Here is a 13,299-nt window from a genome sequence, read left to right as displayed (position 1 = left end):
TTTTTATACCTGCCGTTTACCTCAACTATGATTAATAAAGGTTTTTAACGGAGGTAGCTGTGAATATTATTGCCATCATGGGACCACATGGCGTTTTCTACAAAGATGAGCCAATCAAGGAGCTGGAGCAGGCGCTACAGGCGCAGGGGTTTCAAATTATCTGGCCCAGAAACAGCACCGACTTACTGAAATTTATCGAACACAACCCGCGCATCTGCGGCGTGATCTTTGACTGGGATGAGTACAATCTCGATTTGTGCAGCGAGATCAACCAGCTTAACGAATATCTTCCGCTGTACGCCTTCATCAATACCCACTCTACGCTGGACGTCAGCGCCCAGGACATGCGCATGGCGCTGTGGTTTTTCGAATATGCCCTGAGCGTGGCCGACGGCATCGCGACGCGTATCGCGCAATACACCAAAGAGTATCTGGAAAACATCACGCCGCCGTTTACCCGGGCGCTGTTTACCTATGTGAAAGAGGGGAAATACACCTTTTGCACGCCGGGGCATATGGCGGGAACGGCGTATCAGAAAAGCCCGGTGGGCTGCCTGTTTTACGACTTCTTCGGCGGAAATACCTTAAAAGCGGATGTCTCGATCTCGGTGACCGAACTGGGATCGTTGCTCGATCATACCGGCCCGCACCTGGAAGCCGAAGAGTATATCGCCCGCACATTTGGTGCCGAGCAGAGCTATATGGTGACCAACGGCACGTCCACGTCCAATAAGATCGTCGGCATGTATGCCGCCCCGGCGGGCAGTACGTTACTTATCGATCGTAACTGTCATAAATCCCTCGCCCATCTGTTGATGATGAGCGATGTCATTCCGCTGTGGCTGAAACCGGGGCGCAATGCGCTGGGGATTTTGGGCGGTATTCCGCGCCGTGAATTTACGAACGACAGTATTGAACAGAAAATCGTTGCGACAACCGGTGCAACCTGGCCAGTCCATGCAGTGATCACCAACTCGACTTACGATGGGCTGCTGTATAACACGGACTGGATCAAAAAGACGCTGGATGTGCCGTCGATCCACTTCGATTCTGCCTGGGTGCCGTACACCAATTTCCATCCAATCTATGCCGGGAAAAGCGGCATGAGCGGCGATCGCGTCGCGGGGAAAGTGTTTTACGAGACCCAGTCGACACACAAAATGCTGGCCGCTTTTTCCCAGGCTTCACTTATTCATATCAAAGGTGAATATGACGAAGATGCCTTTAACGAGGCGTTTATGATGCACACCACCACCTCGCCGAGTTATCCGCTGGTGGCCTCTATCGAAACGGCGGCGGCCATGCTGCGCGGCAATCCTGGCAGGCGGCTGATTAACCGTTCGGTCGAGCGCGCGTTGCACTTTCGCAAAGAGGTGCAGCGCCTGAAAGAAGAAGCCGACGGCTGGTTTTTTGATATCTGGCAGCCGGAAGAGATTGATGAAGCCGAGTGTTGGCCGGTGGCGTCCGGTGAGGGCTGGCACGGTTTCCGCGAAGCCGATGACGACCATATGTTCCTCGATCCGGTCAAAGTCACCATCCTGACGCCGGGCATGGATGAAGTCGGCAATATGGGCGAAGAGGGCATTCCGGCGGCGCTGGTGGCGAAATTCCTCGACGAGCGCGGCGTAGTGGTGGAGAAAACCGGCCCCTATAACTTACTGTTCTTGTTCAGTATTGGCATCGATAAAACCCGGGCCATGGGGCTGTTGCGCGGATTAATGGAATTTAAGCGCGCCTATGATCTAAACCTGCGAGTGCGGAACATGTTGCCGGATCTCTACGCGGAAGATCCTGATTTCTACCGCAATATGCGCATTCAGGATCTGGCGCAGGGGATCCATAAGCTTATCCGCCAGCACGACCTGCCGCGTTTGATGCTGCAAGCGTTCGATGTGCTGCCGGAAATGAAGCTGACGCCGCATCAAGCCTGGCAGCGCCAGATTCAGGGCGAAGTGGAAACGGTAGCGCTGGAAGAGCTAATCGGGCGCATTTCAGCGAACATGATCCTGCCTTATCCGCCGGGGGTTCCGCTGGTGATGCCCGGCGAGATGATCACCGAGAAAAGCCGGGCGGTGCTCGATTTCTTGCTGATGCTCTGCGCAATTGGTCGCCACTATCCGGGGTTTGAAACGGACATTCACGGGGCAAAACGAGATGAAGAGGGCGTTTACCACGTACGAGTCCTAAAAGCGTCCTGAGCTATTGCGGGTGCTGGCCGGGGGGAGTAACGTTCTGGCATCACGAAAAGGAGAGATTATGCTGGGTTTAAAACAGGTTCATCACATTGCCATCATTGCTACGGATTACGCAAAGAGCAAAGCCTTCTACTGCGATATCCTTGGGTTTACGCTGCAAAGCGAGGTCTATCGCTTTGCGCGCGACTCCTGGAAAGGAGACCTGGCGCTTAACGGGCAGTATGTGATTGAACTGTTTTCTTTCCCGTTCCCGCCTGCTCGCCCGAGCCGCCCGGAAGCCTGCGGGTTGCGCCATCTGGCCTTTAGCGTCGACGATATTGACCAGGCGGTGGCGCATCTTGAAGCGCACGGCGTGAAGTGTGAAGCGATCCGCATCGACCCTTGTACCGATAAGCGTTTCACCTTCTTTACCGATCCTGACGGTCTGCCGCTGGAGCTTTACCAGCAGTAATACTTGCCTCCTCTGCGAATGCCCGGTAACGTGCCGGGCATTACTTCCGTTTTTATAAGCGCTATGACCACGCCACTTTTTATGCCGTTGCCAACGACCTCGCGCCAGTTTCTGGTGGCGTTTAGTGGCGGGCTCGATTCCACCGTTTTACTGCATCAATTACTGCTCTGGCGTGAGCAGTGGCCCGACGTTCATCTGCGCGCGATTCATGTCCATCATGGCCTTAGCCAGCATGCCGATACGTGGGCGGCGCATTGCCAGTCCCTTTGCGAGCGCTGGCAAATTCCGCTTTCCGTGGTTCGTGTCACGTTGAGTGATGAGGGCGACGGCATTGAGGCACAGGCGCGTAAAGCGCGTTATCAGGCGTTTCGCGAGGCGCTGTTGCCCGGCGAAGTGCTGGTAACCGCTCACCATCTTGACGATCAGTGTGAAACCTTTTTACTGGCGCTTAAACGCGGCAGCGGCCCGGCCGGGCTTGCCGCGATGCCGCAGAGCTTGCCGTTTGGCGAAACGCAGCTTGTTCGCCCGCTGCTGAATCAAACGCGTGAGGCGCTGCATCAGTGGGCGACCGATCACCATCTCTCCTGGATCGACGATGAAAGCAATGCCGATGCCCGCTTCGACAGAAATTTTTTACGCTTACACGTTTTGCCATTGCTGAACGCCCGCTGGCCGCACTTTGCCGACGCGGTAGCACGCAGCGCGGCGCTGTGCGGCGAGCAGGAGCAGTTGCTGGATGAACTTCTGGCGCAAGAGCTTCTGGCGGCGACCACCCCCGACGGCGCGTTAAACATTGCCGCCCTGGCAGAGGTGAGCGATGCCCGGCGTCGCGCAATGTTGCGCCGCTGGCTGGCGCAACATAACGCCGCGATGCCATCCCGCGCGATGCTGGAGCGTATCTGGCATGAAGTCGCACTGGCGCGGGAAGATGCTGCGCCGTGCCTGCGTCTCGGTGCATATGAAGTGCGTCGCTACAAGGCGTGTTTGTGGTGGCTTAAAACCACAGCTCACCCGCGCGAGGTGCAGATTGCCTGGCCCGCGCCTTTTCACACGCTGCGCTTGCCGGAGGGGTTAGGTCATCTTTCACTATTAACGGGCGGTGAATTGCGTGCACCCAATAAAGATGAAGTGGTTTCCGTGCGCTTTCAGGCTCCCGGTCTGTTGCATATTGTTGGGCGCAACGGTGGGCGCAAGTTGAAAAAGATCTGGCAGGAGCTTGGCGTTGCTCCCTGGCTGCGCGATGCCACGCCGCTGCTGTTTTATGGTGAAACGTTGATTGCCGCAGCGGGCGTATTTGTCACGAAAGACGGGGCGAAAAGCGAAGGGCAAACAGGGGTTCGGCTGGAGTGGCAAAGATAACGGGCAGCGATGCTGCCCGCAATGTGTTCAGGACTCGCTCACCACAACGGTGCCGATTTCGGGATGGCTGAAGCTGGCGATTTTGTCGAGACGCAGTTCGCGGGTTTCCCCTGCTGCGTCTACCACCAGATACTCCACATTTTTACGTGAGACTAAATCATTAGCCTTGGCGCTGAGCACCTCGCCGTCTTTCAGTTCCAGCTTCAATAAAAGATGATGCTGGCAGGCGAGTTCAAGATTGTCATAGTCATCACAATTGATGGGTTGATAGGCATCATTCATTGACATAATCGCTCACCAGTAAGTTCGCGGCAGCAAAGGCCGCCTTTTCCCTGACCGACTCTGAAAGGGTGTCATCCGACGCCATTTCATTAAGCACTTTCAACACGCACCCCAGCGCATCCGGGATATACCCTAAATCTCCGCTGGCGATTTCCGCATACCGTCTGCGTACTAACTCACAATAATTATTCACATCACCTCCTGCCAGTAACCTGACTTTACTGTGAGATAACACTAAGCCTACGAAGTTACACTCTGTTTAGCAAGATGACTATACCACAGCTCGTTAGCCATTATCAGCGCGATGAATAACCCTTCCGGCAAGAGATAACAGCGCTTTATGCTTATATTCGCTACAATAGCGGCCATTTTATGAGGAGGGTGTAATGGCATTAAAAGCGACAATTTATAAGGCGACGGTCAACGTGGCCGACCTGGATCGTAATCAGTTTTTAGATGCCACCCTGACGCTGGCCCGTCATCCTTCCGAGACGCAGGAGCGCATGATGTTGCGCTTGCTGGCATGGATTAAATACGCCGACGAGCGTTTGCAATTCACCCGCGGGCTGAGCGCTGACGACGAACCGGAAGCCTGGCTGCGCAATGATTATCTCGGCATTGATCTGTGGATCGAACTGGGCTTGCCAGATGAAAAACGGTTGAAGAAGGCCTGCACGCAGGCAAAAGAGGTGGCGCTGTTCACCTATAATTCACGGGCAGCACAAATCTGGTGGCAGCAAAACCAGACGCGTTGCGCTGCGTTTGGCAACCTGAACATCTGGTATCTGGACGATGCGCAACTGGCGGCGCTCAGTGCCTTCGCCAGCGATCGCACCATGACCCTACAGGCGACCTTGCAGGATGGCGCGATCTGGCTCTCGGATGCGAACCAAAACCTGGAGTTCCATTTTGAAACCTGGCAGCAACCGCAATGATTGAGATTTCCCGCTCGGTATCCCTTCCTGACGAAGAGCTGGAGATAACCGCCGTGCGGGCGCAGGGTGCGGGTGGGCAGCATGTAAATAAAAGCTCAACAGCCATTCATCTGCGTTTTGACATTCGCGCCTCAAGCCTGCCAGAGTATTACAAGGCGCGCCTGCTGGAAGCGTCGCACCATTTGATAACCCAGGAAGGCTGGGTCGTTATCAAAGCGCAAGAGTACCGCAGCCAGGAGATGAACCGTGAAGCGGCGATCGCGCGCCTGGTCGCGCTTATTAAGGAATTAACTGTAGTGCAAAAAAGCCGCCGGGCGACCCGCCCGACCCGTGCCTCGAAAGAGCGTCGGTTAACGGGAAAGGCACAAAAGTCGTCGGTAAAAGCGCTACGCGGGAAAGTTCGTCGCCACGATGGCGGATGAACATTAACAGAACGAGCATAAGGAACTGAGTGTGAATAAAGCGATTTTAGCCGTCGCGGCAGGGTGTACGCTCTTTGCCCTCTTCGGTTGTAATAACCGTGGTGACGTTGAAACGGTGCAGCCAACGCAGGTTGAAGAGTTGAAACCGATGCAGCAAAGCTGGCGCGGTGTGTTGCCCTGCGCTGATTGTGAAGGGATTGAAACCTCGCTATTTCTGGGAAAAGACGGAAGCTGGGTGATGAACCAGCGCTACCAGGGCGGGAAAGCGCCGTCGGTGTTCGGCTCTTACGGCAACTGGGCGCGTACGGCAGATAAATTAATTCTGACGGATACCCACGGCGATAAACTCTATTTCCGTGCAAAAGGCGACGCGCTGGAGATGCTGGATCAGGAAGGTAACCCTATCGATTCGCAACTGAACTACACGCTACAACCGGTGAACGCGGCGCTACCGGCAACGCCAATGGCAATGCGTGGGATGTATATCTACAGTGCAGATGCCGCCGTCTTTACCGATTGCGCGACGGGGAAACAGGTGGCGGTGGCCAGCAATGCACAGCTTGAGCGCGATTACGCGGCAGCGCGCGGCACCGAAACGAAACCGATCCTGCTGGTGGTGGAAGGGCACTTTGCTTTAGAGCCAAACCCGGACACCGGCGCGGCGCAAAAAGTGCTGGTAACGAACAATAAAGGCACGTTCAGCGCGGACAAAGAGTGTGATGATTAAGCGCTAGCGCCATGAAAAAACCCCGATTATCGGGGCTTTTTCATTTGCTCAGCTTAGCCTTTGATGGCTTTCACCAGGTAATCAAGGATGTCCCCGGTTTTGATCATCTGCTTCTCGCCGTTACGACGGTATTTGTATTCGATATCGTCGTTGTCGAGGTTGCGATCGCCAATTACCACGGTATGCGGGATGCCAATCAGTTCCATATCAGCAAACATCACGCCCGGACGCTCTTTACGATCATCCATCAGCACTTCGATGCCTTGCGCGCGCAGTTCGGCGTAAAGTTTTTCCGCCAGTTCCTGTACGCGATAGGACTTGTGCATGTTCATCGGCAGCAGTGCAACCTGGAATGGCGCGATAGCCTCTGGCCAGATGATCCCGCGCTCGTCGTTATTTTGCTCAATGGCCGCTGCGACAACGCGCGTGACACCGATACCGTAGCAACCCATGGTCAGGATCTGATTGCGGCCATCTTCACCCTGCACGGCGGCATTCAGCGCCTGAGAGTATTTGGTGCCCAACTGGAAGATATGACCGACTTCGATACCGCGTTTGATAAGCAGCGTGCCGTTGCCGTCCGGGCTCGGATCGCCTGCAACGACGTTACGGATATCCGCCACTTCCGGCGTTGCCACATCGCGATCCCAGTTGATGCCAAAGTAGTGTTTGCCATCAATGTTGGCACCGGCGGAGAAATCGCTCATCGCTGCCACAGTACGGTCGATCACCACCGGAACTGGCATATTCACCGGCCCCAGCGAACCCGGACCTGCATTTACCACCGCGCGGATTTCGGCTTCGGTAGCGAAGGTTAACGGGCTGGCAACCTGCGGCAGTTTTTCCGCTTTCACTTCGTTCAGCTCGTGATCGCCGCGAACCAGCAGCGCAACCAGCGGGTAGCTGCTCTCTTCAACTGCTTTCACCAGCAGCGTTTTCACGGTTTTTTCAATCGGCAGGTTGAATTGCTCAACCAGCTCGGCGATGGTTTTCGCATTCGGCGTATCAACCAGCGTCATTTCCTGTGTGGCCGCAGCGCGAGGTTCTTTCGGTGCCAGCGCTTCGGCAAACTCAATGTTAGCGGCGAAATCGGAGGAGTCAGAGAAGATCACATCATCTTCGCCGCTCTGTGCCAGAACCTGGAATTCATGGGAGGCGCTACCACCAATCGAGCCGGTATCTGCCTGCACTGCGCGGAAATCCAGACCCATACGGCTGAAGATTTTGCTGTAGGCGGCGTACATCGCATCATAGGTTTCTTGCAATGATTCCTGAGACGTATGGAAAGAGTAAGCATCTTTCATCAGGAACTCGCGCGAGCGCATCACGCCAAAACGCGGGCGCACTTCATCGCGGAACTTGGTCTGGATCTGGAAGAAGTTCAGCGGCAACTGTTTGTAAGAGTTCAGCTCGTTACGGATAAGATCGGTGATCACTTCTTCATGGGTCGGACCGAGAACGAACGGACGATCGCCGCGATCAACAAAACGCAGCAGCTCCGGGCCATATTGCTCCCAGCGGCCGCTTTCCTGCCACAGGTCAGCGGGCTGCACTACTGGCATGGACACCTCAATCGCACCGGCGTTATTCATCTCTTCACGCACGATATTTTCGACTTTTTTCAGGACGCGCAAACCGGTCGGCAGCCAGGTGTACAACCCGGAGGCCAGTTTGCGGATCATCCCGGCGCGCAGCATCATCTGGTGGCTGATGACTTCGGCGTCGGCAGGCGTCTCCTTCAGAGTGGAGAGCAAGTATTGGCTAGTACGCATGTTGTTACGGTTCCATTTGGACAATTGGAGCAGGCCTGAGGCAGGCCTGACACAAAAAAGTGGCTTAGTTTATCAGCCTGGCAGAGATGCCAAAAGAGAGGGGGATAAAATTAGCGTGCTTCGAGGGCAAACACTTCGAATCCCTCCCCGGTTACGCGCCAGCGCACATTAAAATCCAGCAGCCAGACGGCGTAGGTTTTTCCCTGCTCCTCTTCTTTGCGATAGGCTGGGCGCGGATCTTGCGCCAGGACTTCCTGCAAAAAGGCTTTGAAGTGCGGATAACGTTTTTCCAGCCCGGCAAGTTGCGCTTCAACATCCGGGGTGAAAACCACCGGCACGTCAGCAATCGGCGCATGTTGCGCGTAGCTGGCTTGTGCATCAGGCAGCGCTTCAGCGAAAGGCAGATAGGGTTTAATGTCGACAACCGGTGTGCCATCAACCAGATCGAGGCTGCCTAATTGCAGTATCACCTGATCTTTATGGCAGCGAATACCTTTCAGTTCGACCAACGACATGCCGATGGGATTGGGGCGAAACGTTGAGCGCGTCGCAAAGACGCCCATTCTGGCATTTCCCCCCAGACGCGGTGGGCGCACGGTAGGACGCCAACCGCCTTCCATCGTTTGATGAAAAACAAAAAGCACCCACAAATGGCTGAATGCTTCCAGGCCGCGCACCGCGTCAGGCTGATTGTAAGGCGCAAGCAAGTGAAGTTCACCGCCACCGTGTTTCACCAGCCCTGGCTGGCGCGGAACGGCAAACTTCTCTTTATAAGGTGAGCGAATGACACCTATTTGCCCGAAAGCAAATGTACTCATTTAGCCGAAATATTCAGTGCAGAACCGACGCAGAGAGCCTGACGGTAGCAACCTGGCGTACCGCTGGTAACTTCACAACTGTGCAGCAAAACGGCATTCGCTTTGGCTTTTTTCGATGCGTTAATTTGCATGCGTTTGCGGGCGGTTGGGATATTCGGTGGGGAATCTTGATTGCTGGCCTGGCAGGATTCGCCAGTCACTTCGCCCAAATCGCGGAAAGGCTTACCGACTAATTCTTCTGCGTTGGTGATGATGCGAACCGGGGCCTGGCGCGTGACTTTCGGTTTTTCCGGCTCTGCTTTAGGCGCAGATGCGCTACTTTTCACTGGTTCGACAGGAGATCTGCTTAGCAAGGAACAGCCGCTTAGCATGAGTGCTAATAAACAGATCGGTAAAGCACGCATAATGTATCCTCAAAGTAATTTTCTCAACGCCGTTTATTGAATCAGGCGCGAGCACAAATGACAAGGCGGGCTTGCGCCCGCCTTGAATGATATTACAGACTGAAGAGATTACCAGCCTTTCACTGCGCCGCCGTTAAAGACTTTGTTGGCCGCTTCACTGACTTCGTCAGAGTGGAAGGCCTGAACAAATTTCTTCACGTTTTCCGCGTCTTTGTTATCTTCGCGCGCCACGATCAGATTCACGTACGGGGAGTCTTTGTCTTCAACGAAGATACCGTCTTTTTCTGGCGTCAGGCCAATCTGGCTGGCATAGGTGGTATTGATAACCGCCAGGGCGATCTGAGCGTCATCGAGAGAGCGCGGCAACTGCGGTGCTTCCAGCTCAACAATCTTCAGGTTTTTCGGGTTTTCAGTGATATCCAGCACGGACGGCAGCAGGCCAACGCCCTCTTTCAGAGTGATCAGACCCTGTTTTTGCAGCAGCAGCAGGGAACGCCCAAGGTTGGTCGGATCGTTCGGTACGGCGACCTGAGAACCGTCTTGCAGTTCAGACAGCGCTTTGATTTTCTTGGAGTAACCCGCAATCGGGTAAACAAAGGTGTTGCCGACCGGCACCAGTTTGAAGCCACGATCTTTGATCTGCTGATCCAGGTACGGCTTGTGCTGGAAGGCGTTGGCATCGATATCGCCTTTGCTCAGCGCTTCGTTCGGCAGCACGTAATCGTTGAAAGTCACCAGTTCAACGTCGAGGCCATATTTCTCTTTCGCCACTTTCTGTGCCACTTCAGCCACCTGCTGTTCAGCACCGACGATCACACCGACTTTAATGTGATTTGGATCTTTTTCATCCTGGCCGCAGCCAACCAGTGCCAGAGAACCCAGCAGAGCACCCACAGCCGCAAAGGTCTTGAAATTAAAAGCCATCTGTTTTTTCCTTACTATCAGAGTCGTTATGTTGTGTGTAACGTTATTTGTGCGTCACAGCCCGGACGATACGATCGCCAGCGAATTGAATTAAGTAAACCAAAACCACGAGCAAGACCAACACGGTATTCATGACTAGCGGGTTATAAGTCACATAGCCATACTGAATACCCAGTTGACCCAGACCGCCAGCGCCCACTGCACCGCCCATTGCCGAGTAACCAACCAGCGTGATAAGCGTAATAGTCGCGGCATTGATCAAACCCGGCAGCGCTTCCGGCAACAGCACTTTACGGATGATCTGCATTGGCGTTGCGCCCATCGCGCGCGAAGCTTCAATCAGACCCGCCGGCAGCTCAAGCAGCGTGTTCTCTACCATACGGGCGATAAACGGTGCCGCACCAACGGTCAGCGGAACAATCACCGCATACAGACCAATTGAGGTACCCACGATAATACGGGTGAATGGAATCATCCACACCAGCAAAATAATGAAGGGAATGGAACGGAAAATATTCACCAGCGCCGAAATCACGCGATACAGGCCCGGGTTCTGCATGATCTGGCCCGGACGGGTGACATACAGCAACACGCCAAACGGCAGACCGACTGCAAAACCGAGCAGGCCGGAGGCAAAAGTCATGAACAAGGTTTCCCAGATGCTACGGGCGAAAAGCCAAATCATTGCCTCAGACATAACCGAGTACCTCTACTTTTACATGGTGTTCTTGCAGCCAGGCGATAGCGGCTTGCGTATCCTGCGCAGCGCCGTGCATTTCCGTCAGCATAATGCCGAACTTGACGCCGCCGGCGTAATCCATCTGCGCACTAATAATGTTGTTGTTAACGTTGAAACGACGCGCGGTTTCCGATAACAGCGGGGCATCCACCGACTGGCCGGTGAACTCCATGCGCAGCATCGGCACGCTGTCTGCCTGTGATTCAGGTTGCAAACGTTGCAGGTAATCTTCCGGAATATCCAGATGCAGCGTGGATTGAATAAATTGCTGCGCCAGCGGCGTCTTCGGATGAGAGAAAACTTCGCTCACGGTATCCTGCTCGATTAACTCACCATTGCTGATCACCGCTACGCAATCGCAAATACGCTTAACCACGTCCATTTCATGGGTGATCAACAGAATGGTCAGGCCCAGGCGGCGGTTAATGTCTTTCAATAATTCAAGAATGGAACGCGTGGTTGCCGGGTCAAGCGCGCTGGTGGCTTCGTCACAGAGCAATACTTTGGGATTGCTGGCCAGCGCGCGTGCGATTGCAACACGCTGTTTTTGCCCGCCAGACAGGTTGGCCGGGTAGCTGTCGTGCTTATCACTCAGTCCGACCAGGTCGAGCAGCTCTTTGACCCGACGGTTAATCTCTTCGCGCGGCGTGTTATCCAGTTCCAGCGGTAACGCAACGTTGCCGAAAACGGTGCGCGAGGCGAGCAAATTGAAGTGCTGGAAGATCATGCCAATTTGGCGGCGTGCTTTGGTCAATTCCGCTTCAGAGAGTTGAGTCAGATCCTGGCCGTCGACCAGAACACTGCCCTGAGACGGGCGTTCGAGCAGATTTACGCAGCGGATAAGCGTACTTTTCCCGGCACCGGATGCGCCAATAACGCCATAAATCTGGCCAGCAGGAACATGCAGGCTGACGTTGTTCAGAGCCTGTATTGTGCGGTTTCCCTGCTGGAACACTTTTGTGATATTCGAAAGTTTAATCATTAGATTATTTTTATCGTATAAGAGTGAGCCGTGGCATTTTGTTCTGCCGGTTACGGCAAAAAGCCGTAAACAGGGCGGATGGTAAGGCATCCAGACGTCTAAATCAATGTCGCGCTGAACGATGAGCACTTTCCTGTACAGCGAAACATGAGATACTACGGGAATAGGCCTTTTTCAGGAGCAAACCCGTGGCAACCTTAGTACCCGCTATTTTTCTCGATCGTGACGGCACCCTTAATGTCGATCACGGCTACGTCCATGAGATCGATAACTTCGAATTTATAGATGGCGTTATTGATGCCATGCGCGAATTAAAAGAAATGGGGTATGCCCTGGTGTTGGTGACTAATCAGTCCGGTATTGCGCGGGGGAAATTTACCGAAGCGCAATTCGAAACACTGACCGAATGGATGGACTGGTCGCTGGCCGACCGTGGTGTCGATTTAGACGGTATCTATTATTGCCCGCATCATCCGCAGGGAAGCGTAGAAGAGTTCCGTCAGGTGTGCGATTGCCGTAAACCGCATCCTGGGATGCTGATTTCTGCGCGCGATTTTCTGCACATTGATATGGCTGCTTCTTATATGGTGGGCGATAAACTCGAAGATATGCAGGCGGCTGCGGCTGCGCAGGTCGGTACAAAAGTGCTGGTGCGTACCGGCAAACCGGTTACTCCGGAGGCGGAAAATAGCGCCGATTGGGTGATAAATAGCCTCGCGGAGCTGCCTGCGGCCATCAGAAAGCACCAAAAATAACCGTTGTGATGAAAAGATGAGCGGTTGAAATAAAAATGCATTTTTCCGCTTGTCATTCCTCGCTGGCCCCCTATAATGCGCCTCCATCGACACGGCGCTAGCGAGGAACATCACGCAGCGACGTTAAGTCGGAAGAGAAAAATCCTGAAATTCAGGGTTGACTCTGAAAGAGGAAAGCGTAATATACGCCACCTCGCGACAGTGCTCCAGGGCGCGTCGCAACTGCTCTTTAACAATTTATCAGACAATCTGTGTGGGCACTCAGGTGACCTGGATTCTTGATGTCCTCGGACAAAAAAATGAATACCAAGTCTCACGAGTGAACACGTAATTCATAAGGGAAGTCAGGGAGAAGAGAGCTAAATATCCCTTAAAAAGCAATGCCGGTCACCTTTAGTGACCGGCATTAACCTTCGGGTGCCTTTTTTGTTTGCGAAAACCCCTTCTCAATCAGATAAAAATTTAACCTCTAAGTTATCAATTAGTTAATAACTATTTATGTCAAAAATGGAAATTGTTTTTGATTTTGGAAAG

The 13,299-nt window shown here is 53.8% G+C and carries 15 protein-coding genes; 7 read left to right on the top strand and 8 right to left on the bottom strand.

All coding sequences use genetic code 11. The annotated features are described in order from the left end of the window. Positions 1-59 precede the first annotated feature (59 nt). The 3 genes from Q5705_12335 (at position 60) to tilS (ending at position 4,005) form a co-directional block, all read left to right on the top strand. Positions 60-2,198, top strand: coding sequence for a lysine decarboxylase LdcC (locus Q5705_12335; GenBank protein ID WLI75387.1), 2,139 nt, complete (start codon positions 60-62; stop codon positions 2,196-2,198). A gap of 58 nt (positions 2,199-2,256) precedes the next feature. Next, complete coding sequence (locus Q5705_12330; GenBank protein WLI75386.1) at positions 2,257-2,646, top strand: VOC family protein; 390 nt, start codon at positions 2,257-2,259, stop codon at positions 2,644-2,646. Between the two features lie 63 nt (positions 2,647-2,709). After that, the gene (gene tilS / locus Q5705_12325; GenBank protein WLI75385.1) at positions 2,710-4,005 is read left to right on the top strand and encodes a tRNA lysidine(34) synthetase TilS; all 1,296 of its coding nucleotides are present in this window, start codon (positions 2,710-2,712) and stop codon (positions 4,003-4,005) included. 27 nt (positions 4,006-4,032) lie between these two features. Here the strand turns inward: tilS and rof are convergent, their stop codons facing one another. Together rof and Q5705_12315 are read right to left on the bottom strand one after the other, a co-directional pair. Continuing rightward, the gene (rof, locus tag Q5705_12320; GenBank protein WLI75384.1) at positions 4,033-4,293 is read right to left on the bottom strand and encodes a Rho-binding antiterminator; all 261 of its coding nucleotides are present in this window, start codon (positions 4,291-4,293) and stop codon (positions 4,033-4,035) included. Then, on the bottom strand, positions 4,280-4,480 hold the full coding sequence (locus tag Q5705_12315; protein WLI75383.1) for a YaeP family protein: 201 nt from the start codon (positions 4,478-4,480) through the stop codon (positions 4,280-4,282). The genes rof and Q5705_12315 overlap by 14 nt, the downstream gene beginning before the upstream one ends. 193 nt (positions 4,481-4,673) lie before the next feature. Between Q5705_12315 and Q5705_12310 the strand changes: the two genes are divergently transcribed. Genes Q5705_12310 through nlpE form a run of 3 tightly spaced genes read left to right on the top strand, consistent with a single transcriptional unit; the run spans position 4,674 to position 6,371 of the window. Beyond that, positions 4,674-5,222: a YaeQ family protein gene (locus Q5705_12310; GenBank protein WLI75382.1), complete on the top strand. Its 549-nt coding sequence runs from the start codon at positions 4,674-4,676 to the stop codon at positions 5,220-5,222. Further along, entirely contained in the window at positions 5,219-5,644 is a 426-nt protein-coding gene (arfB, locus tag Q5705_12305; protein ID WLI75381.1) for an alternative ribosome rescue aminoacyl-tRNA hydrolase ArfB, read from the top strand. The genes Q5705_12310 and arfB overlap by 4 nt, the downstream gene beginning before the upstream one ends. A 31-nt stretch (positions 5,645-5,675) precedes the next feature. Continuing rightward, a complete protein-coding gene (gene nlpE / locus Q5705_12300; protein ID WLI75380.1) occupies positions 5,676-6,371 on the top strand; it encodes an envelope stress response activation lipoprotein NlpE in 696 nt (231 codons plus the stop codon). Between the two features lie 53 nt (positions 6,372-6,424). On the opposite strand, the gene proS is transcribed toward nlpE, so the two are convergent. From proS to metN, 6 genes are all read right to left on the bottom strand, one after another. Beyond that, on the bottom strand, positions 6,425-8,143 hold the full coding sequence (proS, locus tag Q5705_12295) for a proline--tRNA ligase (GenBank protein ID WLI75379.1): 1,719 nt from the start codon (positions 8,141-8,143) through the stop codon (positions 6,425-6,427). Between the two features lie 110 nt (positions 8,144-8,253). Next, positions 8,254-8,961 (bottom strand): tRNA (N6-threonylcarbamoyladenosine(37)-N6)-methyltransferase TrmO, encoded by a 708-nt coding sequence (gene tsaA / locus Q5705_12290; protein WLI75378.1) that lies wholly within the window; start codon positions 8,959-8,961, stop codon positions 8,254-8,256. Beyond that, a complete protein-coding gene (rcsF, locus tag Q5705_12285; protein WLI75377.1) occupies positions 8,958-9,365 on the bottom strand; it encodes an Rcs stress response system protein RcsF in 408 nt (135 codons plus the stop codon). Before rcsF ends, tsaA begins: the two co-directional genes overlap by 4 nt. 108 nt (positions 9,366-9,473) lie before the next feature. Further along, entirely contained in the window at positions 9,474-10,289 is an 816-nt protein-coding gene (locus tag Q5705_12280) for a MetQ/NlpA family lipoprotein (GenBank protein WLI75376.1), read from the bottom strand. Positions 10,290-10,332: 43 nt separating this feature from the next. After that, entirely contained in the window at positions 10,333-10,986 is a 654-nt protein-coding gene (locus Q5705_12275; protein ID WLI75375.1) for a methionine ABC transporter permease MetI, read from the bottom strand. Then, complete coding sequence (gene metN / locus Q5705_12270; protein ID WLI75374.1) at positions 10,979-12,010, bottom strand: methionine ABC transporter ATP-binding protein MetN; 1,032 nt, start codon at positions 12,008-12,010, stop codon at positions 10,979-10,981. Before metN ends, Q5705_12275 begins: the two co-directional genes overlap by 8 nt. A 188-nt stretch (positions 12,011-12,198) precedes the next feature. Between metN and gmhB the strand changes: the two genes are divergently transcribed. Then, entirely contained in the window at positions 12,199-12,765 is a 567-nt protein-coding gene (gene gmhB, locus Q5705_12265) for a D-glycero-beta-D-manno-heptose 1,7-bisphosphate 7-phosphatase (protein WLI75373.1), read from the top strand. Positions 12,766-13,299 lie beyond the last annotated feature (534 nt).

The sequence above is a fragment of the Kosakonia sp. H02 genome, from assembly GCA_030704225.1.
GTDB lineage: Bacteria > Pseudomonadota > Gammaproteobacteria > Enterobacterales > Enterobacteriaceae > Kosakonia.
Note: the sequence above shows the minus strand (reverse complement) of the source record. Positions and strands in the feature narration are given on the sequence as shown.

Excerpts from the sequence above, each read along its gene's own strand:
- arfB (WLI75381.1), top strand. The coding sequence starts at position 5,219 with ATGATTGAGATTTCCCGCTCGGTATCCCTTCCTGACGAAGAGCTGGAG.
- rof (WLI75384.1), bottom strand. The coding sequence starts at position 4,293 with ATGTCAATGAATGATGCCTATCAACCCATCAATTGTGATGACTATGAC.
- Q5705_12280 (WLI75376.1), bottom strand. The coding sequence starts at position 10,289 with ATGGCTTTTAATTTCAAGACCTTTGCGGCTGTGGGTGCTCTGCTGGGT.
- Q5705_12330 (WLI75386.1), top strand. The coding sequence starts at position 2,257 with ATGCTGGGTTTAAAACAGGTTCATCACATTGCCATCATTGCTACGGAT.
- Q5705_12310 (WLI75382.1), top strand. The coding sequence starts at position 4,674 with ATGGCATTAAAAGCGACAATTTATAAGGCGACGGTCAACGTGGCCGAC.
- tilS (WLI75385.1), top strand. The coding sequence starts at position 2,710 with ATGACCACGCCACTTTTTATGCCGTTGCCAACGACCTCGCGCCAGTTT.
- Q5705_12275 (WLI75375.1), bottom strand. The coding sequence starts at position 10,986 with ATGTCTGAGGCAATGATTTGGCTTTTCGCCCGTAGCATCTGGGAAACC.
- metN (WLI75374.1), bottom strand. The coding sequence starts at position 12,010 with ATGATTAAACTTTCGAATATCACAAAAGTGTTCCAGCAGGGAAACCGC.
- rcsF (WLI75377.1), bottom strand. The coding sequence starts at position 9,365 with ATGCGTGCTTTACCGATCTGTTTATTAGCACTCATGCTAAGCGGCTGT.
- tsaA (WLI75378.1), bottom strand. The coding sequence starts at position 8,961 with ATGAGTACATTTGCTTTCGGGCAAATAGGTGTCATTCGCTCACCTTAT.
- proS (WLI75379.1), bottom strand. The coding sequence starts at position 8,143 with ATGCGTACTAGCCAATACTTGCTCTCCACTCTGAAGGAGACGCCTGCC.